Source organism: Haoranjiania flava, from assembly GCF_025631005.1.
Taxonomy (GTDB): domain Bacteria; phylum Bacteroidota; class Bacteroidia; order Chitinophagales; family Chitinophagaceae; genus Haoranjiania; species Haoranjiania flava.
Genome location: NZ_JAOTPL010000002.1, coordinates 290162 through 310322 on the forward strand (window position 1 = coordinate 290162; position 20161 = coordinate 310322).

Consider the following 20161-nt stretch of genomic DNA (forward strand, 5'->3'; position numbering starts at 1 on the left):
ACGTCCCCACCCGGAAATGCTGCAAGCTGAATTTAACTAAATATAAAAAAGCTGTTCCCCAATTTGGAAACAGCCTTTGTTGATGTGGGTACGCGCCTCGAGGCGCGTACCTTTCCATATTTTCTATAACATAAATTAACAAAACCTGGATTAGAATGTTGTGGTATTTAATAGTGAACGCGCCTCGAGGCGCGTTCCTACAATAACCTATTCCTACAATAACCTATTCCTACAATAACCTATTCCTACAATAACCTATTCCTACAATAACTTATTCCTGCAATAACTTATTCCTGCAACTATGCTAAAGCATTGATGATAGCTGCAAATTCTTCAGCATTTAAAGATGCTCCCCCAACCAGGCCACCGTCGATATCGGGCTGGGAGAATAATTCTTTGGCATTGTTTGCCTTTACACTGCCACCATATAAAATAGATACTGCATCTGCAGTAGCAGCATCGTATTTGTTAGCAATCAATTGGCGTATAAACTGCTGTATCTCTTGTGCCTGCTCACTTGTAGCTGTTTTGCCCGTGCCGATAGCCCAGATGGGTTCATAAGCTATCACAACTTTTTGAATGTCTGTAGAAGAAAGGTGAAAGAGGCTTTCTTCAATTTGTTTGGCCACGAATTGATTTTGCTTGTTCTGCTCTCTCACTTCCAGCGCTTCGCCGCAACAGAAGATAGGGGTGATATGGTTTTCAAGGCATATGTCAACTTTCTCTTTCAGGAATTCGTTGCTTTCATTAAAATAATCCCTTCTCTCGGAGTGTCCGATAATAGTATGTTCTATGCCCATTGATTGCAGCATTTCCACTGATATTTCGCCTGTGTAAGCTCCTGATTTTTTGGTATATATATTTTGAGCAGAAATAAAAACCTGGTTTTTGCCTTGTGTTTTTTCTTTGGCAAGATGCAGGTATGGTGCAGGCACGGCAATTACCACCTGCTGGTTTTCAGACAAACTATATTTTTTAGAAAAAAGATTATCCAAAAGCTCATTTGCCTGGGCATAAGTAAGATTCATTTTCCAGTTGGCTGCTGCAATTTTTTTACGCATAATTTCAATATTTTGATTTGATTAATAGGTTGCAAAGATAGTACGTAGTTGTGATCTTATGAAGTTGTGTAAACATGTTATTGCATAACTTCTAAATTATTATCACTTAAAGCTGCCCTAATCGGTAAGCGCTTGCGCTAATTTTGGGCAAAAATAATACTGCTAATATTGTTAATATTTTGGAATACTTTGTTTTTTAATAGATACCTCATTTTCCTTATACAGCCATTCCAGGATCTTGCGGTCTTTTTCCGAAAGTGCTTCATCCTTAAACTGCATCCAGTTGTAGATATGTTTTATAGCTTCTTCCACACGATAGCTGTTTGGTTCTGTACTGCCCCAGGAAAAATTTGGTACAATACCGGAAAAAGTTTTATGACTGTGCAGGCTGCAACACATGCCTATACTACTTCCTGAATTTATGGATGTGTTGATCGCGGTGCGCACATAATCTCCTGTGATGACACCGAACTTTAATCCGGCATTTATTGTAGAAGAATTTTTGTGATGCATAATTTTTACATCGCCCCCGGTGTTCTTAACATTGCTGCAGGACGTGCCGGCCCCAAAATTGCACCAGCTGCCGATCACAGCATCTCCCAGGTAGCCGTCATGCGCTTTATTGCTATAGTCATGCAAGATGATGTTTTTTATCTCACCGCCCACCGTACACTTTTTACCGATAGTAGTGGCGCCATAAATCTTAGTACCCATCTTTACCACTGAGCCTTCGCCCAGGAAGAGCGGGCCGCGGATAAGGCTTCCTTCCATGATAGTACAATCTTTTGAAATGTACACCGGCCCATCATTTGCGTTAATGATGCAGCCTTCCATAGTGCAGCCGTCTCCCATGTATATATTTTCCTGCTTGATTAACAGGTTGGTTGATGAAATGCCAGCACGGCTTTGGCTGTTTGCCAAAAGGCCTGTTTGCAATTCAAAAAATTTTTTATTCCATTGCACAAGTTCGAAGGGGTACTGCATAAGCTGCACATCAATCTTGGCCACGGTTTCGAACTTCTGCGGCAGTTGCGTTGCATTGGCGTAAAGTTCCCTGCTTTTAAATGCCACGGGTATATCGTTTACCACTAATGCTTCGTTGTAATCCAGTGCCAGTGCAGCTTTCAGAATATTTGTATCAGGGATAGCAGTTGCATTGATGTACATAAATTCATTATCATTTGCACATGCCTCATACTTTTCCTGCAGATAAGCTTGTGTAAGTATATAGATTTTCTCTTCGGCAAGGCGTTGCCACCATTGTTTCAGGGTAAACGAGCCGACGTATAGATCTGCAATTGCACGTGTATAAGTAAGCGGTAAAAAAAAATCTCTTTCCCTGGGATCAAATAACAGGATGCGCATAGATAGTAGCTTTGAGACAAAATTAACGAAATACTTACAAATGAAATTTATGCATCAATTTTTTAATAGGCCAATTCAAGTACATTTGTCCTTTTAATTGTTAAGCGTGAAGTATAAATTTTTAGTAGCAGGCGTTCTGTTTTTTGCTGTAGCTTTTGCCTGTAAAGATGGGAATCAAAGTAAACAAACAAAGCACAAAAAAAAATGGAGCATTGCCCAGCAGAATGATTCATTCCGGTTTGCACCGCTATCTGAATCTCAAAAAAATAGTTATACAAATGCCATACAATCCAAGTTTGATTCTCTTTTCCCGGGAGAAAGATTTAACGGGCAGATACTCATAGCCAAAAACGGGGTTATTCTTTTTGAAAAATACCAGGGTTACCACGACTTTAGAAGTAAAACACCTATAACACCGCACACACCTTTACACCTGGCTTCTATTTCCAAAACGTTTACCGGCGTGGCATTGCTGCGTTTGTTTGAGCAGGGGCGGGTATCACTGGATGATACTATCCAGAAGTTTTTTCCCATGTTGCCCTATCATGGCGTTACAGTGCGGGATCTGCTGTCGCACCGCAGTGGTATACCCAATTATTTGTATGTGATGGATAAGGGTTGGGATAAGAAAAAGCTGGCATCAAACATGGATATTATTAATTTCATGGTAGATAATAAAGTTCCCAAAGCGGCTAATCCAAACAGGGTATTTCAATACTGCAACACCAATTATATTATCCTGGCCAGCATTATTGAGCAAATAACCAAACAGAATTTTCCTGATTATATGCGCGACAGTATTTTTCTGCCGCTGGGTATGAAAGATACGTATGTGTTCTCTAAGAAAGACTCGGCAAATTATGTTGAAACTTATTCTACAACGCGCGGCTTCCCTATGGATCCGTATGATGCCAGCTATGGCGATAAAAATGTGTATTCTACCGTGCAGGATCTGTTGAAGTGGGATAAGAGTTTTTATTCAGCTGTTTTGCTGCGCCCGGAAACCATCAGGATGTCTTACATGCCTTTAAGTAATGAAAGGCCATCTGTGCATAATTACGGCCTCGGCTGGCGTATGCTCAACAATCCTACAGGCGATACTGTCATCTATCACAATGGCATGTGGCACGGCACCAACAGCGTGTTTACAAGGCTGGTGCAGGATAGCGCTGTTATTATTATCATTGGCAACAAGACCAATAAGAATATTTACAAAGGAAAAGAGTTTGCCAGGATATTTTCCAAAAGCCACAACTATGATATCTTAAATCCTTTGGAATAATTTTCAAAGTCCTATGCTCTTCGGGATTTGCAATTCCGAAGTATTATCGGCCGATTTGTAATCGGCATACCAAAGCATTAAAAGAAATAATACAATTCTACGCTGAAAATTGGTAGTCATTAATCACTCTTCGGAATTTGCAATTCCGCAGCACTATCGGCCGATTTGTAATCGGCATACCAATCAGGCAAAATGCCTTAATATTCCTGTCCGATCCACACTGCGCCGCCAATGCTGGACCTCGAAGCGCCGGTGATTTCGTGCATCACCGTATTTTCCTCGCGCCAGCGCAGCGTAGCCAGCAAAGCCATCACGATCGCTTCTTTATACGCAATAGTTTCATTATCTGGTATAAAAGTGTCTATTCCGTAGGGTTTTAATGTTTCGCTAATGCGTTTTACAAGAAATGAATTCATAGCGCCCCCGCCGGTAATCATCATAGTATCATTGGCGCCGGCGTGTTTCCGCAGGCTGCTTAAGGCATATCCCGTTTGCAGGGCTATATGCTCTACATATGTACGCATCTTGTCTTCAAGGCTTACCGGGGCTGCATCTACCATAGGGTAAACTGTTTCTATGCCAAAATCATTGGCAAGAGATTTCGGGTAAGGCTGTGTGTAATATTCCAGTTTGTTCAGTGCGGATAGCAGTTCTGTATCAATGTTTCCGGCTGCTGCAAGCCGGCCGTCCATATCATAGTCCAGGCTTTTTTGTGCTGCAAGCATATTCAGCACTTTATTGGCAGGGCATACATCAAAAGCAGCATAAGCATCATTTGTAAGCGCAGAGATGTTAGCAATGCCGCCGATGTTCATAAAATATTTGTAGCCCGGGAATAATAGTTTCTCTCCCATCGGTACAATTGGTGCACCCTGCCCGCCCAATGCCACGTCCATCGCGCGCAGATCGCTTACTACATTTATTTTGGTTGCCGCAGCTACCTGTGCAGCGTTTCCCAGCCATGCTGTAAAGCCGTTTTGCGGCTGGTGAAAGGTTGTGTGCCCGTGCAGTGCAATAAGTTGCACGCGGTGTTCCAGCTTGTTGGTTTGTATAAAATCATTTACCATGCTGCCGATCAGTCTGCCGAGGTCTGCATCAAGCTGCAGGTAATCAGCCGCAGAAAGGGCAGTTGATGCTGCAAGTCTTGCTTTCATCTCGTGAGGGTAAGCTGTACAGCCGCTTGCCAGCACTTTGTAGTTCCATTTTCTGCCGGCTTCTTCAAACTCTACCAAAGCCATATCCAGGCCGTCCAGGGATGAGCCGCTCATTAAACCGAGTGCGCGATAAATCATGATTAAATTTTTATTTTTGAAAGTTGGGCAAATATACTAAACGCACTGCGATGATAAAATTTATATAAATGTCTGAAAAAATCTTTATCTGTAAATTTTACCATTATAATTAATTAGTACCTTAGCCGTATGGTAATAAATTTAAGTGATAAACACAGTCTTGTCTCAAACTGGGTAAGTGAGTTAAGGTCAATAAATGTACAGTCAGACAGGCTGCGTTTCCGGAAAAACCTGGAAAGGGTAGCAGAGGTAATTGCTTATGAAATAAGTAAAACACTTCCGTACGTGGAGGAAGAAATTGAAACACCATTGGGTACACACAACAGTAAAGTGCTGAAAGAACAGCCCGTGATAGCCACCATTCTCCGGGCCGGTCTGGCCATGCACCAGGGACTGTTGAACTTTTTTGATAAGGCAGACAATTCTTTTATATCGGCATACAGGAAACACCATAAAGACGGCACTTTTGAGATAGCGCTGGAATATGTGACTTCGCCGGATATTAACGGCCGGATACTGATAGTTTCAGACCCCATGCTGGCAACCGGCGCGTCGCTGGCTAAGACATTGAATGTACTGGAAACAATCGGCAAACCTGCTGAGATACACGTGGTTTGCGCCATCGCGGCCACCGAAGGAATTGAATACCTGCTCAGGGAGACCAACAACAAAGTACATGTGTGGTGTGGCGATATTGACGATGAACTTACTGCAAAAGGCTATATTGTGCCGGGACTCGGCGACGCAGGCGACCTTGCTTATGGAGAAAAGAAACAATCCTGATCAATTAAACTATTACAGCGTTTTATAGTTATATACCTAATTCTACTAAAAATATTCTTTGAATGAACATTCAAATCAAAAAAATAATACTGCTTTTGCTTTCCGTTGTGTTTGTTGCCGGTATCCATAAGGTAAAGGCACAGGTAGACGACAGCCATTTCATTTATATTCAATCAGAAAACCGTAAGCCATTTTATGTGGTGCTGAATGAGAAACTTTACAGCTCTTCTTCCATAGGCTATCTCATTATACCCAAATTAAAAAGCGGGACTTACAATTTCAGGTTGGGATTTCCGCAAAATGCAGCGCCTGAACAAAAATTTGTTACTGTTGTAAAAAACAACGACATCGGTTATTCACTGAAAGAAGTAGACAAAAGCACCTATTCGCTTACAGACCTGCAGACACAGGAAGTCATTGTTGCCAATGGTAAACAGCCGTCCGGCAATGTAGTTGCTGCAACGCCACCTAAGAAAACGCGGGAAGAGCAGCCGGAAGTAAAGCAGCCGGACCCAGAGCCGGTAGTGGTAGCCACCGTAGAAGAAAAGCCGGTTGCCGCAGAAGAGCCACCAGTGGTAGCGGCAAACACTACTCCGGTGAAAGAAGAACCTAAATCCAGGACTTTCGGCGATCTCATGTCTACCGTAGTGAATGACCCAAACCTTGCAAAACCGGTACAAAAGGAGGCGCCTAAGCCAAAGCGCGATCCTTTTGAAGAGACAAAAATTGTTCGCGCAGGAGATGAGAAAAAACCTGTAGAAACCCCTGTTGCACAAACAACCGCGCAGCCAGTAGTTGCATCACCAGAGCTGGCAGCGCCTTCAGATACTTATGGCGTTATCAGAACAGAAGATAAAAATGTAAACAACGGCAGGGAAATGAGTTTTGTATTATTAAGTAATACGTCTACGGATTCTGTAAAAATATTCATTCCTTCAGATGAGCCGCAGCCGGCAGAAGCTGCTGTAAGTACAAATGCTCCAGTTGCTGTGCAGGCGCCGCCTGCTGAAGAAAAAAAGAAATCCATAGCGTATTTTGATTATGAGGACCTGGCACAGCAGGCGCCGCCTGCCATTGAAAAAAAGACCAGGCGCAACAGGAATGAACGCTTTATCAAAAAAGAGGAGAAGCAGGCGCCCCCGGCTAACCAGGTAGAAAATCCTTTCTATACCAATGAGCCAAAAGTTGTTCCCGCAGAAGAAACTGTTGTGCAATCCGCTAAAGTAGTACCAGATGTTGCATCAGCTAATTACAGCAATTGCTCCGGCGGTGAAATTGCAGACAGGGACTTCAATAAGATTCGCAATAAAATGATCGGCAGGGATAATGATGACGATATGGTGACCACAGCTATGGATATGCTGGGCAAAAAATGTATTACCACAGCCAAAGTAAAAACACTGGCAGGGCTCTTCATTACAGACAACGGGCGTTTAAGGTTTTTTAAGGCCGTGTATGGCCATGTATCAGACAAGCAAAATTTTGCCGGGCTTGAGTCTCTCATTTACGACAAAGCTAAAAAAGCAGAATTCAGAAATTCTGTTAAATAATCTTGGTTTGAGTCAGCGGTATTTTATAGAAGTATCTTATTTAGGAACGCATTACAACGGCTTCCAGGTGCAACCCAATGCACCTACCATACAAGGATCACTACAGCAGGTACTGAAAATTCTATTCAGAAAAGAAATACAGCTTACCGGTTCTTCACGCACCGATGCCGGCGTACACGCATTGCAGAATTATTTTCATTTTGATACCGACCTGGAATTTGATACCGATAAATATGGTTACAGTATCAATGCTTTACTGCCCTATGATATTGCAGTAAAGCGTATTTTTAAAGTAGCAGGCTCTGCGCACGCCAGATTTGATGCTGTTTACAGGGAATACAAATACTATATAAGCCGCCATAAAGATCCTTTTCATTTTGATACGGCTTATAAATACGGGCACGACCTGGATATAAGCGCCTTGAACAAGGCGGCCGCTTTGTTGTTGCAGTACACAGATTTTACTACATTCAGCAAGCTCAATACACAGGTATATACCAATAACTGTACTATTACTTTATCGGAGTGGAGCGAGGAAGATGGCATATTGGTATACCATGTACGTTCCAACAGGTTTCTGCGCGGCATGGTCAGGGCGCTGGTAGGTACCATGCTCAGGGTAGGCAGGGGCATTATCACGGTAGAAGATTTTAAACATATTATTGAATCTAAAGACTGCGCACAGGCAGACTTCTCTACGCCCGCTAAAGGATTGTTCCTGGTAAAGGTGGTATATCCTCAGGATTACAATATTGTTGTACCTGCCACAATATCATAGTATTGCATACGGGCACATTAAACCTTTTAGACCTGTCTCCATCCAATCATCTCCGCGTTTAAAAATTTAAAAGATTTCTTTGGCGGCAATAAAAAAACAAGTATCTTTGTCGGCCGCACAGGCGGGTAAGTTCTCTGAAAAATTTGCTTGGAAATTATGCTGAATAAATAAAAAATTATTCTGAATAAAAATTAGGAAATACAAAAAAAGAGATTATCTTTGCACTCCCAAAACAAAGGGTACAGTTCTTGACAAAGCATCGCTAAATAAAATCTGAATAAATTAAAACAAATATTTTGCCAGGATTTAAAAAGTGATTATCTTTGCACTCCCAAACGAAAAAGGGGTATAGTTCTTAAAAACAAGGTCATTTAAACGGATAAAAAATCTAAATAAAAATTTGTTTAGAAACATTAAATTGACTATCTTTGCACTCCGAAAAAACGGTGCAGTTCTAAAGAAATTATGATTGAAAATTTTTGAAAAAATAAATCAAAAAATTTGTCAGAATCAAAAAAGTGATTATCTTTGCACTCCCAAATTAGAAACGGATACAGTTCTTAAAAAATACGGTCACAAAAAAATACAAAAAATTTAAAAATAAATTTTGTCAGAATTAAAAAAGTGACTATCTTTGCAACCCCAATTGAAGCAGCGGGTTATAAGATTCTTAAATGTTTAATAGTTCAGCTATTGATCGCCGCTCGAAACGGCAGCATTTACAAGTTTCAATACACATTGAAATAAGCTCTTTGAAAGATTAGGAAATAACAGTAAGGAAACAACTTGAGTATGTTATAAAAATAATACACAATTTGACACCTAAAATACTTTGAAGTAATTTTAGTCACGGTCAAAACAATTCATTTACAATGGAGAGTTTGATCCTGGCTCAGGATGAACGCTAGCGGCAGGCTTAATACATGCAAGTCGAGGGATACAGAGAGTTAGCAATAATTATCTGGAAACCGGCAAACGGGTGAGGAACACGTACGAAACTTCCCTTTATCTGGGGCATAGCCCGAAGAAATTCGGATTAATACCCCATAACATAGAGATGTGGCATCACAATTCTATTAAAGCTCAGGCGGATAAAGATGGTCGTGCGTCCCATTAGATAGTTGGCGGGGTAACGGCCCACCAAGTCTACGATGGGTAGCTGATGTGAGAGCATGATCAGCCACATGGGCACTGAGACACGGGCCCAACTCCTACGGGAGGCAGCAGTAAGGAATATTGGTCAATGGACGCAAGTCTGAACCAGCCATGCCGCGTGGAGGATGAAGGTCCTCTGGATTGTAAACTTCTTTTATAGGGGGAGAAACATCCCGATTATTCGGGACTTGACGGTACCCTATGAATAAGCACCGGCTAACTCCGTGCCAGCAGCCGCGGTAATACGGAGGGTGCAAGCGTTATCCGGATTTACTGGGTTTAAAGGGTGCGTAGGCGGATTGGTAAGTCTGTGGTGAAATCTCTGAGCTTAACTCAGAAACTGCCGTGGATACTATCAATCTTGAATATCGTTGAGGTTAGCGGAATATGTCATGTAGCGGTGAAATGCTTAGATATGACATAGAACACCTATTGCGAAGGCAGCTGACTAAGCGATTATTGACGCTGAGGCACGAAAGCGTGGGGATCAAACAGGATTAGATACCCTGGTAGTCCACGCCCTAAACGATGATTACTCGACGTGCGCGATACACTGTGCGCGTCTGAGCGAAAGCATTAAGTAATCCACCTGGGAAGTACGTTCGCAAGAATGAAACTCAAAGGAATTGGCGGGGGTCCGCACAAGCGGTGGAGTATGTGGTTTAATTCGATGATACGCGAGGAACCTTACCTGGGCTAGAATGCAAATGACCGGCTCTGAAAGGAGCTTTTCTAGCAATAGACATGAAGCAAGGTGCTGCATGGCTGTCGTCAGCTCGTGCCGTGAGGTGTTGGGTTAAGTCCCGCAACGAGCGCAACCCCTATCATTAGTTGCCAACAGGTTAAGCTGGGAACTCTAATGAAACTGCCGTCGTAAGACGCGAGGAAGGAGGGGATGATGTCAAGTCATCATGGCCTTTATGCCCAGGGCTACACACGTACTACAATGGTTGGGACAAAGAGCAGCCACTTGGCGACAAGGAGCGAATCTCAAAAACCCAATCTCAGTTCGGATTGCAGGCTGCAACTCGCCTGCATGAAGCTGGAATCGCTAGTAATCGTATATCAGCAATGATACGGTGAATACGTTCCCGGACCTTGCACACACCGCCCGTCAAGCCATGAAAGCCGGGTGTACCTAAAGTCGGTAACCGAAAGGAGCTGCCTAGGGTAAAACTGGTAATTGGGGCTAAGTCGTAACAAGGTAGCCGTACCGGAAGGTGCGGCTGGAATACCTCCTTTTTAGAGTAACTTAATCAAGTTATTACTGTTGTTTTCTTTTCTTTTAAAATTATTAAAGTTCTTTGTTTGTATGGCTCTAAAATGCCAAAGTTGGCTACGGCATTCGTTTGTCATCAGAATTGTCGAATTTACAAATTGGCAAATTAGTTGACAGTCTCGTAGCTCAGTTGGTTAGAGCGCTACACTGATAATGTAGAGGTCCCCAGTTCAAATCTGGGCGGGACTACTCAATAATTGACAATTGAAAGTTGATGATTGACAATTCAAATATTGTTCATTGTCAATTATCCGTTATCAATTAAATTTGGGGGGTTAGCTCAGTTGGCTAGAGCATCTGCCTTGCACGCAGAGGGTCATCGGTTCGACTCCGATATCCTCCACATAAATCAAAAAAAAATATAATCAACAGCAGTGGCCGTTGATTATACATCAGTTCTTAAAATATAATGTTCGCATCATGGCGTAAAGGATCATAACCTTAAACATTACAGTTTCAATCTTTAAGTGATTGCCGGTATAAATTGGCTTTCATTGATTGAAAAAAGTTCTTTGACATATTGGGAAAGCGAAATCAAAAAGAGTAACAATAACAATAGTGGTGGTAACATCACTACAATTTCTAAATTTTTTAAAGCGAATAAGGGCGTATGGCGGATGCCTAGGGTCTGAGAGGCGATGAAGGACGTGGTAAGCTGCGATAAGCTACGGGAAGCTGCACACAAGCATTAATCCGTAGATTTCCGAATGGGACAACCTGCTATATTGAAGGTATAGCACTCGAAAGAGAGCCAACCCGGGGAACTGAAACATCTAAGTACCCGGAGGAAAAGAAAATAATAATGATTCCCAAAGTAGTGGCGAGCGAACTGGGAAGAGCCCAAACTTGTCCGACGTGTCGGACGAGGGTTGTAGGACTGCATTTAGAAGTTATTATCAAGCTGAATTTTCTGGAAAGTTAAATCATAGAGGGTGATAATCCCGTAAGCATAAATTAATAACAACGAGCAGTATCCTGAGTAGCGCGGGACCGGAGGAATCCTGCGTGAATCTGCCGGCACCATCCGGTAAGGCTAAATACTCCTCAGACACCGATAGTGAACCAGTACCGTAAGGGAAAGGTGAAAAGTACCCTGAATAAGGGAGTGAAATAGTACCTGAAACCGTACGCCTACAAGCGGTCGGAGCTCAGCAATGAGTGACGGCGTGCCTTTTGCATAATGAGCCTACGAGTTACTCCTCACTGGCAAGGTTAAGTTCTTAAATAACGTAGCCGTAGCGAAAGCGAGTCCGAATAGGGCGTTCAGTCAGTGGGGGTAGACGCGAAACTTTGTGATCTATCCATGGGCAGGTTGAAGTTTTGGTAACACAAAATGGAGGACCGAACCCGTTGACGTTGAAAAGTCTTGGGATGACCTGTGGATAGGGGTGAAAGGCCAATCAAACTGAGAGATAGCTCGTTCTCCCCGAAATGTTTTTAGGAACAGCCTCGGATATAAAGAAGTGTGTTAGAGGTAGAGCTACTGATTGGGCTAGGGGGCTTCACCGCCTACCAAACCCTGACAAACTCCGAATGCTAACACATATCTCCGGGAGTGAGGCTGCGGGCGCTAAGGTCCGTGGCCGAGAGGGAAATAACCCAGATTAGCAACTAAGGTCCCTAATACGTAGTTAAGTTGATCAAACGCGGTGGGATTTCTATAACAGCCAGGATGTTTGCTTGGAAGCAGCAATTCATTTAAAGAGTGCGTAACAGCTCACTGGTCGAGAGATCCTGCACGGAAAATAATCGGGCATCAAACTACGAACCGAAGTTCTAAACTCATATTTATATGAGTGGTAGGGGAGCATTGAAATCTGCATCGAAGGCGATGGGCGACCATTGTTGGAGCGATTTCAAAAGAAAATGTAGGCATAAGTAACGATAAAATAGGTGAAAAACCTATTCGCCGAAAGTCTAAGGGTTCCTGATCAACGTTAATCGGATCAGGGTTAGTCCAGTCCTTAGGAGAACCCGAAAGGGGCATCTGATGGAAAACAGGTTAATATTCCTGTACCTGCTATACAATAAAAGTGACGGATCGACGTGGTTCTTACGTACTGACGGAAATGTACGTTGAGCTGAACCTTCGGGGGAGGCGAAAGAATAAAATCGGTCCCAAGAAAAGCGAGTATAGCAGCTGGTACCGCAAACCGACACAGGTAGACGGGATGAGTATTCTAAGGCGCTCGGGTGAGCCGTGGAGAAGGAACTAGGCAAATTAACGCTGTAACTTCGGGATAAAGCGTACCCCGATCATATCGGGGTCTCAGTAAAATGGTTCAACCAACTGTTTAGCAAAAACATAGGGCCCTGCAAAATCGAAAGATGACGTATAGAGCCTGATACCTGCCCGGTGCCGGAAGGTTAAGGAAGGATGTTAGCAGCAATGCGAAGCTTCTGACTGAAGCCCCGGTAAACGGCGGCCGTAACTATAACGGTCCTAAGGTAGCGAAATTCCTTGTCGGGTAAGTTCCGACCTGCACGAATGGTCTAATGAGTTGAACACTGTCTCCTCCACGAGCCCGGTGAAATTGTAGTATCGGTGAAGATGCCGGTTACCCGCCACGGGACGAAAAGACCCCGTGAACCTTCACTACAACTTTGCATTGATTTTGAGCAACCGATGTGTAGGATAGTTGGGAGACTTTGAAGCGGGCACGCCAGTGTTCGTGGAGTCAACGTTGAAATACCAACCTTCTGTTGCTTAGAACCTAATCCCGTTTAAAACGGGAGACATTGCATGGTGGGTAGTTTGACTGGGGTGGTCGCCTCCTAAAAAGTAACGGAGGCTTGCAAAGGTACCCTCAGTACGGTTGGTAATCGTACATAGAGCGTATTAGTATAAGGGTGCTTGACTGTGAGGCAGACGCGCCGAGCAGGGACGAAAGTCGGCTAAAGTGATCCGGTGGTTCTGCATGGAAGGGCCATCGCTCAAAGGATAAAAGGTACTCCGGGGATAACAGGCTGATCTTACCCAAGAGCTCATATCGACGGTAAGGTTTGGCACCTCGATGTCGGTTCGTCACATCCTGGGGCTGGAGAAGGTCCCAAGGGTTGGGCTGTTCGCCCATTAAAGTGGCACGTGAACTGGGTTCAGAACGTCGCAAGACAGTTCGGTCTCTATCTGTGGTGGGCGCTAGTAAATTGAGAGGACATGACCTTAGTACGAGAGGACCGGGTCGTATGTACCGCTGGTGTATCTGTTGTGCCGCCAGGTGCAGTGCAGAGTAGCTACGTACAGCAAGGATAAACGCTGAAAGCATCTAAGCGTGAAACCTTCCTCAAGATGAGTTTACTTTTAAGGGTCGTCAAAGACTATGACGTTGATAGGCTATAGGTGTAAAGGTGGTAACATCAAAGCCAAGTAGTACTAATTGCCCGTAAGCTTTATTTTTTTATTTTTCAATCGAAAAATATACAACTCCTATGTGAGCTTTTCCAATATGACCTTATTTTTTAAAACGTAACCGTTTTAATTACCTTTTTATGGTGATTATTCCGAGGGTGTTCACCTCTTCCCATTCCGAACAGAGAAGTTAAGCCCCTTATGGCCGATGGTACTTGGGTTTTGTCCCTGGGAGAGTAGGTAATTGCCATATTCATTTTAAAAGCCTTGTAGATTTTTTTTCTGCAAGGCTTTTTTTTTGCTATTACATTTCTGCTGAAATCCAGTCTTTGCCGTGACCTTTTAAAGATATTACATATATTTTTGAAACAATAACCTTCTTAGCCTTACTGCTGGTAACAATTATAAAAAGGTGCGCAGATTTCGACCTATAAATCACTTTTATTTCTACTGGTGCTACGGCATGTTGCTGATTTCTCCACAAAAACCCCGAACAGCTTATTTCACCTGTGAATGCATTAAGCATTGTACAGATACCCGCCGGCAACATAATGAACATGATGTTGGAATCAATAATAAAATCCTATAAAATGTAGCGGTACTGTTTACACACTTTAGTGCCGATGTATTATGTTGTAGTTTATTTTTTTAAAATATCAATGCAATTACCTTACGCCACCGTTGCACGGAAGGTTATAATGCTTTACTAAGTATATATTTCTATTAGGCACGACAGGGGGAAAGTCACTTTCTTTGCTGCACATTGTATATCTAAGAATATTAGCAGGTAAACGGCTGTCCGTATTGTGTAGAATTGCATTGGGAAAGGTGCCATAAAAGAAGGCGTTGATTCAAGAATTAAATGCTGTTGAGGTTTGGCGACATATGCCTTTTTTAGATGATAAAGAAAAAGCAGCGTTAGCGCTTGCAGCAGCCGTTGCGCTTTTAAAAGATCAGCAGATATCCGGAGATGTATATGATTGGGCAACAGTTTTTTAGCGAAAAAGAAATGGTTGATCTCACTTTTTGCTATAGCGCATATCAATATGCTAAAGCGCGCGGCTATTACGTTTCATAAGCTACATGGGAAAATAAATTTCTTTAATAAAACCGCTGTATATCTGTTTACAGGCCAATAAAAAAGCAGTGAATAATTTAGGGTATTTTGCCGCAGGCACAGAAAAGATCAATGCAATTTATCGGGGACAATGGTATCAACATACGGCACATTGATCAATTTCAGTTCTATGTGTTTATTGTATGCTTTTAAACGGTAATCATGAATAATCTCCAATATATCATGATCTATATACACTACACCTGTGCCTATGATTTCTACAACTGAATATGCAGGAATATTGTCTAATTCATCCATTAATTTTTTCTTGTTTAAGAAACTGACATTCATGGCAAGGTCTATCCGGTAAGTGGTAATGCCGAGTTTCACAAAGCTTTCTGTGGTGTAGCCCGCACGGTAAGTATGTTTCACAATAAAATATACAGAGTAAGCTATACCTATAAGCACACCTATCAAAATGTCGGAAAACAAAATGGCGCCCACGGTAATCAGGAAGGGATAAAACTGTTCGCGTCCGCTGCGGAAAGTATGGATAAATAATTTTGGTTTGGCCAGGTTGTAACCCGTCCTGATCAGGATCACAGCCAGTACACAATAAGGAATACGGTTTATAAGCGGCACTGCAAACAATATGGCCAGCACCAGCCAAACGCCGTGCGCTATGGTAGAAAATTTTGTTTTGCCGCCGGCTTCCACGTTGGCAGAACTCCTGACGATAACGGCTGTGATGGGTATGCCACCCAAAAGCCCGCTGATAAAGTTTCCTGTGCCCTGCGCTACCAGTTCCCTGTTTTGCGGAGAAATGCGGTTGTACGGGTCTAATTTATCTATAGCTTCAATGCTGAGCAAGGTTTCAAGTGTAGCTACAAAGCAAATCACCACTGCATTTTTCCAGATAGCTGTGTCGGTAAACAATGCGCTGAACTGCGGAAACCTGATCTCTGAAAAAATATTACCGGGTATATTTACAAATTGTGACGGTTTAAGCTGGAATTGCGGCAGGAACATTTCCAACAGGTAAGCCAGGCATACGCCGAAAACTACGGTAATAAATGAAGTAGGGATGAAAGATATTTTTCTGGAAAAGAATTTTCTCCATAAAATAAGCAATACAAGCGAGCTGGCTGCAATCAGTAGTGCACCGACAGATACGCTGTTGGCAAAATCCACTATGCCGCTGAAGCCTGATTTAAAAGTAAAGATATTGAAAAGCTGTTTTGTCCAGAAGTCAGGCCTGTCATAGCCCAGCAGTAAAGGGATCTGTTTAGAGATAAGAATAATGCCTATCGCTGCCAGCATGCCTTTGATCACTGCCGAAGGAATAAAATGTGTAAAGCCCCCCAATTTGAATATTCCCAGCATGATTTGTAACATGCCCGCGATGGATACGCTCAGGAAGAAAATTTCTAAAGCGCCCAGCTCTGTAATGGCTGCAGCGCAGATGGCCGTTAAGCCCGCCGCAGGGCCGCTCACGCTCAGTTGCGAACCGCTGATGAAACCAATTAAAATGCCGCCTATAATGCCTGCTATGAGTCCTGAGTAAACAGGCGTATTCGATGCTAATGATACGCCCAGGCAGAGTGGAAGTGCTACAAAAAAAACGCTTATGCTGGCTCTGAAATCGTGTTTGACAAAAGTATTTAAATAGAATTGTGTTCTCCGGTTAAATATTTCCATGGCAGGGCAAAGGTCCTGAAAAATTAAGAATTAATAGTATGTTTTTGCTCATATTCACACACTGCCATTGAATTTGCTTACAAGCCGCACTGCCTGCACAGCTTCTTTTACATCGTGCACGCGCAGGATATTTGTTCCTTTCTGTAGGGCAATGGTGTTTAAAACAGTGGTTCCGTTCAGGGCTTCTTCTACGGGAATGCCGAGAGTTTTATAGATCATGGATTTTCTTGAAATACCCGTAAGTATTGGTTTTCCCAGGATGCTGAATACGCCGGAATTGTTGAGCAGCTCAAAATTATGTTCCCTGGTTTTTGCAAAGCCGTAGCCCGGGTCCAGTACAATGTCGTTGATGCCTGCCTGCAGGCACTTATCTATTCTTTCAATAAAATAATCCATTACTTCGCGGGTGATGTTTTCATAAGCGGCAAGGCTTTGCATGGTTTGCGGTGTGCCGCGCATGTGCATGGCAATGTAGGGGGCGCCGAGCCTGCCGGCTGTTGAGAGCATTAGTTTATCAAAGTGTCCTGCTGAAATATCATTTACAATGGCTGCGCCCGCTTGCAGGGCGGATTCAGCTACGCCTGCATAAAATGTATCTATTGAAAGAATGGCGTCAGGAAAGGCTGTGAGAATGGCTTCAATGGCAGGCATCACGCGCTTCAGCTCTTCTTCTGCAGACAATAATTTACTCTTTGGTGAAGTGCTTTGGCCGCCGACATCCAGTATGGAAGCGCCTTCAGCCAGCATCTTTCCGGCAAGCTCTACCGCATCGTCTACGCCTGACTTGCGGCTGCCTGCGTAAAAAGACTCATTGGTAATGTTGATGATGCCCATCACCACCGGCTTCTCCAGCGATAGTAATCTTCCCCTGCAATTGATACTGCGCATTTTTTGTTATTTTTGCAAAAATAAATGTATTTTAATTTATGTCCGATACATCGCAGCAGTACGATAAAGCCGTAGATGCTTGTAAAGATATTTTTCTGAAAAAAACCAAAGATTACGGCACATCGTGGCGTGTATTGAGAACCATCTCTGTTGTTGACCAGATATTCATCAAAGCTTTGCGCATCCGGAATATCCAGGAACTGAAAACACAGAAAGTAGGCGATGATATCATCAGCGAATTTAAGGGCATCATCAACTATGGCGTTATCGGCCTGATACAGTTAAAGCTTGATAATCCCACGGTGGAAGAATTATCATTGCAGCAGGCTGAGGAAATGTACAATGAACAGGTAGCCTTTGCCAAAGATGTGATGATGTCTAAAAACCACGATTACGGCGAGGCATGGCGCGATATGCAGCAGGAAAGTTTTACAGACCTGATCATTGTAAAGCTCTTGCGCATTAAACAGATACGGAACAACGACGGTAAAACCCTCATCAGCGAAGGCATTGACGCAAACTACGTAGACATTATCAATTATGCGTTGTTTGCGCTGATCATGGATGCAGAAAGCAAGGGATAATTTTCATTTCTAAAACGGCTTTGATTATGCAAAAAAACAGTACAACAATTACTACACTCCGGTGGATAGTTGGCCTTCTTTTCATTATTTCCGGGCTGTTGAAAGCGAATGACCCCCACGGACTGAGCTACAAAATGCAGGAGTATTTTGATCTTTGGGGAATGAGCGGGCTGAACCACCTCTCTCTTCCACTGGCCGTAACCATGAACATTTTTGAGGTACTGGCAGGGGTGGCCATCATTCTTGGCTTTGCCATGAACCTGTTTAGCTGGCTATTGCTCTTGCTGATCATTGCTTTTACTTTTCTTACAGGATATGCTGCGTTGAGCGGGAAGTTCAAAACATGTGGCTGCATGGGAGATTGCATGCCTATTCCGCCACTGGCTTCTTTCCTGAAAGATGTAGTATTGCTTGTGCTGATACTGATTATTTTTAAATACCGGAAGAAAGTGCGGCCTGTTGTTGACAGCGCTGTTTTAAACCTGGTACTGCTGGTGTCAACCGCCGTGTTTGTAATGGTGACACAAGTGTATGTGCTCAAAAATCTTCCTTTCGTTGATTGCCTTCCTTACCGCGAAGGAAATAAGCTGCTGCAGGAGATGCAGGCGCCCCCCGGCTCTGTGCCTGATAGCGTGGCTATTGTTTTTAAATACAAAAAAGACGGCAGGATCGTGGAGTTCGGCGCTGAGGAATTTCCTGGTGATTTTGATGATTCTTATGAATATATTGATCGTGTAGATAAAGTAGTACGTAAAGGAAATGCTACCCCAAAGATTGAGGATTTTGCTTTGTTGAATATGCAGGGAGAGGATGTGACACAGCAACTGCTTTCTACGCCTGGCCGCCATGTGCTGGTGTTTGCACAGGATTTCTCAGGATTACAGCAGTCGGTAGCCGGTTTTAAAAACCTGTTGAATGCTGCAGCCCGTAAAAATATCCCGGTGAGGATCGTTTCGCCGCTGGCAGATCAAAGGCCTGATTTTGTGCCACAACAGGTAGCGCTTCTAAGGCTTGACCCGGTGGTAAATAAAACGGTTGCCCGCGCAAACCCAACATTCATGCTGCTCGAGGGCGATAGGATTTTGGCTAAGAAAAGTTATAACCAGCTCAACGATTTTATTGAAAAACTATAAAGCTCAGGCTGATAAAGACAGGCACGGCATCATCATCTTTGACGATGCATGTGTGCTGTGCAACCGTTTTGCACAATGGATCATAAAGGGCGATACCAGGAGATATTTTAAGTTTATTTCCCTGAAAGCCGCATCATGCAATGGCTTGCTCCCGGAAAATTATCACGGCAATAATACGGTAATATTGTTTGAAGATGATAAAATTTACACCGAAAGCAATGCAGCATTGCGCATTGTAAAGCAACTGGAAGGCTGGAAAAAATGGTTGTATATCTTTATAGTTTTTCCCAAACCTTTGCGCGATGCGCTGTACAGGTTTACTGCACGTAACCGCTACCGTTGGTTTGGAACCACTACTACCTGCAGTGTGGACAGCAGCAGGCTGGTAGAATAATTACAATTCATAAAACATTTTATACATATCGTATCCTTTTGCCCAGTAATCTTTTATTATTTCATGAAGCACAAATCCGTTCTTCTCATAGAATTGATAAGAGAACTGCGATGTACGCACGGTGACCGCTTCAATGTTTTTGAGCTGTTTTAAAAGATTTATACGGTATTGCAAAAGTTGGGTTCCTGCGCCTTTGCCATGAAAGGCAGGGTGTATAAAATCCCAGCTGATGATCCCGGTTCGATGATTAAAATTGATTCCACCGGAGCCAATGATCTTGTTATTGTATTCAATGATAAAATATTTTTCAACGCCGTTGTCTGCATATTGCTCAAAGTCTGAAATTTCGCTTTCAGCAAAATATGCAGGCACATTCAACTGCAGGATTTCCAGCAGAGCAGGTTTGTCCTCAGGCGTATAATCTCTGATGATGAAATTTTCTTGCATGTGTATCTTTGATGATTTTACTGCTGCCCCGGATAGTTTACGGGGTACCGGTTTGTATGCAACATT

The 20161-nt window shown here is 43.0% G+C and carries 14 protein-coding genes, 2 tRNA genes and 3 rRNA genes; 13 read left to right on the forward strand and 6 right to left on the reverse strand.

Features of this window, described 5'->3' with window-relative positions; genetic code table 11:
• Positions 1-299 precede the first annotated feature (299 nt).
• The gene (gene tpiA, locus OD355_RS02695; RefSeq protein WP_263036908.1) at positions 300-1061 is read right to left on the reverse strand and encodes a triose-phosphate isomerase; all 762 of its coding nucleotides are present in this window, start codon (positions 1059-1061) and stop codon (positions 300-302) included.
• Positions 1062-1232: 171 nt separating this feature from the next.
• Positions 1233-2426, reverse strand: coding sequence for a putative sugar nucleotidyl transferase (locus tag OD355_RS02700; protein ID WP_263036909.1), 1194 nt, complete (start codon positions 2424-2426; stop codon positions 1233-1235).
• 106 nt (positions 2427-2532) lie between these two features.
• Here OD355_RS02700 and OD355_RS02705 point away from each other — a divergent pair, with 106 nt between their 5' ends.
• Entirely contained in the window at positions 2533-3708 is a 1176-nt protein-coding gene (locus OD355_RS02705; RefSeq protein WP_263036910.1) for a serine hydrolase domain-containing protein, read from the forward strand.
• Between the two features lie 197 nt (positions 3709-3905).
• On the opposite strand, the gene OD355_RS02710 is transcribed toward OD355_RS02705, so the two are convergent.
• Positions 3906-5000, reverse strand: coding sequence for an anhydro-N-acetylmuramic acid kinase (locus OD355_RS02710; protein WP_263036911.1), 1095 nt, complete (start codon positions 4998-5000; stop codon positions 3906-3908).
• Between the two features lie 129 nt (positions 5001-5129).
• On the opposite strand from OD355_RS02710, the gene upp reads away from it, so the two are divergent.
• The 9 genes from upp to OD355_RS02755 all read left to right on the forward strand — a co-directional run bounded on the left by upp (position 5130) and on the right by OD355_RS02755 (position 14893).
• Positions 5130-5783 carry a uracil phosphoribosyltransferase gene (upp, locus tag OD355_RS02715; protein WP_263036912.1) on the forward strand — a complete coding sequence of 218 codons (654 nt, stop codon included), beginning with the start codon at positions 5130-5132 and terminating at the stop codon, positions 5781-5783.
• A 62-nt stretch (positions 5784-5845) separates the two neighbouring features.
• The gene (locus OD355_RS02720) at positions 5846-7333 is read left to right on the forward strand and encodes a DUF4476 domain-containing protein (RefSeq protein ID WP_263036913.1); all 1488 of its coding nucleotides are present in this window, start codon (positions 5846-5848) and stop codon (positions 7331-7333) included.
• Positions 7334-7340: 7 nt separating this feature from the next.
• Entirely contained in the window at positions 7341-8111 is a 771-nt protein-coding gene (gene truA, locus OD355_RS02725) for a tRNA pseudouridine(38-40) synthase TruA (protein WP_263036914.1), read from the forward strand.
• Positions 8112-8980: 869 nt separating this feature from the next.
• A 16S ribosomal RNA gene (locus OD355_RS02730) occupies positions 8981-10508 on the forward strand.
• Between the two features lie 152 nt (positions 10509-10660).
• Positions 10661-10734, forward strand: a tRNA-Ile gene (locus tag OD355_RS02735).
• Between the two features lie 80 nt (positions 10735-10814).
• Positions 10815-10888: transfer RNA gene (locus OD355_RS02740), tRNA-Ala, on the forward strand.
• A 247-nt stretch (positions 10889-11135) separates the two neighbouring features.
• Positions 11136-13942, forward strand: a 23S ribosomal RNA gene (locus tag OD355_RS02745).
• 91 nt (positions 13943-14033) lie between these two features.
• A 5S ribosomal RNA gene (gene rrf / locus OD355_RS02750) occupies positions 14034-14147 on the forward strand.
• The 16S, 23S and 5S rRNA genes sit together here with 2 tRNA genes alongside, the layout of an rRNA operon.
• Before the next feature lie 593 nt (positions 14148-14740).
• A complete protein-coding gene (locus OD355_RS02755; protein ID WP_263036915.1) occupies positions 14741-14893 on the forward strand; it encodes a hypothetical protein in 153 nt (50 codons plus the stop codon).
• 187 nt (positions 14894-15080) lie between these two features.
• Here the strand turns inward: OD355_RS02755 and OD355_RS02760 are convergent, their stop codons facing one another.
• Entirely contained in the window at positions 15081-16649 is a 1569-nt protein-coding gene (locus OD355_RS02760; protein ID WP_263036916.1) for a SulP family inorganic anion transporter, read from the reverse strand.
• Positions 16650-16703: 54 nt separating this feature from the next.
• Positions 16704-17537 carry a dihydropteroate synthase gene (gene folP, locus OD355_RS02765; RefSeq protein WP_263036917.1) on the reverse strand — a complete coding sequence of 278 codons (834 nt, stop codon included), beginning with the start codon at positions 17535-17537 and terminating at the stop codon, positions 16704-16706.
• A gap of 38 nt (positions 17538-17575) precedes the next feature.
• Between folP and OD355_RS02770 the strand changes: the two genes are divergently transcribed.
• Genes OD355_RS02770 through OD355_RS02780 form a run of 3 tightly spaced genes read left to right on the forward strand, consistent with a single transcriptional unit; the run spans position 17576 to position 19648 of the window.
• On the forward strand, positions 17576-18121 hold the full coding sequence (locus tag OD355_RS02770; RefSeq protein ID WP_263036918.1) for a DUF1599 domain-containing protein: 546 nt from the start codon (positions 17576-17578) through the stop codon (positions 18119-18121).
• Positions 18122-18147: 26 nt separating this feature from the next.
• Entirely contained in the window at positions 18148-19254 is a 1107-nt protein-coding gene (locus tag OD355_RS02775) for a BT_3928 family protein (RefSeq protein WP_263036919.1), read from the forward strand.
• Positions 19241-19648: a thiol-disulfide oxidoreductase DCC family protein gene (locus OD355_RS02780; RefSeq protein WP_263036920.1), complete on the forward strand. Its 408-nt coding sequence runs from the start codon at positions 19241-19243 to the stop codon at positions 19646-19648. The genes OD355_RS02775 and OD355_RS02780 overlap by 14 nt, the downstream gene beginning before the upstream one ends.
• Here OD355_RS02780 and OD355_RS02785 read toward each other — a convergent pair whose 3' ends face one another.
• On the reverse strand, positions 19649-20095 hold the full coding sequence (locus tag OD355_RS02785) for a GNAT family N-acetyltransferase (protein ID WP_263036921.1): 447 nt from the start codon (positions 20093-20095) through the stop codon (positions 19649-19651).
• Positions 20096-20161 lie beyond the last annotated feature (66 nt).

Excerpts from the sequence above, each read along its gene's own strand:
- upp (WP_263036912.1), top strand. The coding sequence starts at position 5,130 with ATGGTAATAAATTTAAGTGATAAACACAGTCTTGTCTCAAACTGGGTA.
- OD355_RS02785 (WP_263036921.1), bottom strand. The coding sequence starts at position 20,095 with ATGCAAGAAAATTTCATCATCAGAGATTATACGCCTGAGGACAAACCT.
- folP (WP_263036917.1), bottom strand. The coding sequence starts at position 17,537 with ATGCGCAGTATCAATTGCAGGGGAAGATTACTATCGCTGGAGAAGCCG.
- OD355_RS02770 (WP_263036918.1), top strand. The coding sequence starts at position 17,576 with ATGTCCGATACATCGCAGCAGTACGATAAAGCCGTAGATGCTTGTAAA.
- tpiA (WP_263036908.1), bottom strand. The coding sequence starts at position 1,061 with ATGCGTAAAAAAATTGCAGCAGCCAACTGGAAAATGAATCTTACTTAT.
- OD355_RS02775 (WP_263036919.1), top strand. The coding sequence starts at position 18,148 with ATGCAAAAAAACAGTACAACAATTACTACACTCCGGTGGATAGTTGGC.
- OD355_RS02710 (WP_263036911.1), bottom strand. The coding sequence starts at position 5,000 with ATGATTTATCGCGCACTCGGTTTAATGAGCGGCTCATCCCTGGACGGC.
- OD355_RS02760 (WP_263036916.1), bottom strand. The coding sequence starts at position 16,649 with ATGGAAATATTTAACCGGAGAACACAATTCTATTTAAATACTTTTGTC.
- OD355_RS02720 (WP_263036913.1), top strand. The coding sequence starts at position 5,846 with ATGAACATTCAAATCAAAAAAATAATACTGCTTTTGCTTTCCGTTGTG.
- OD355_RS02700 (WP_263036909.1), bottom strand. The coding sequence starts at position 2,426 with ATGCGCATCCTGTTATTTGATCCCAGGGAAAGAGATTTTTTTTTACCG.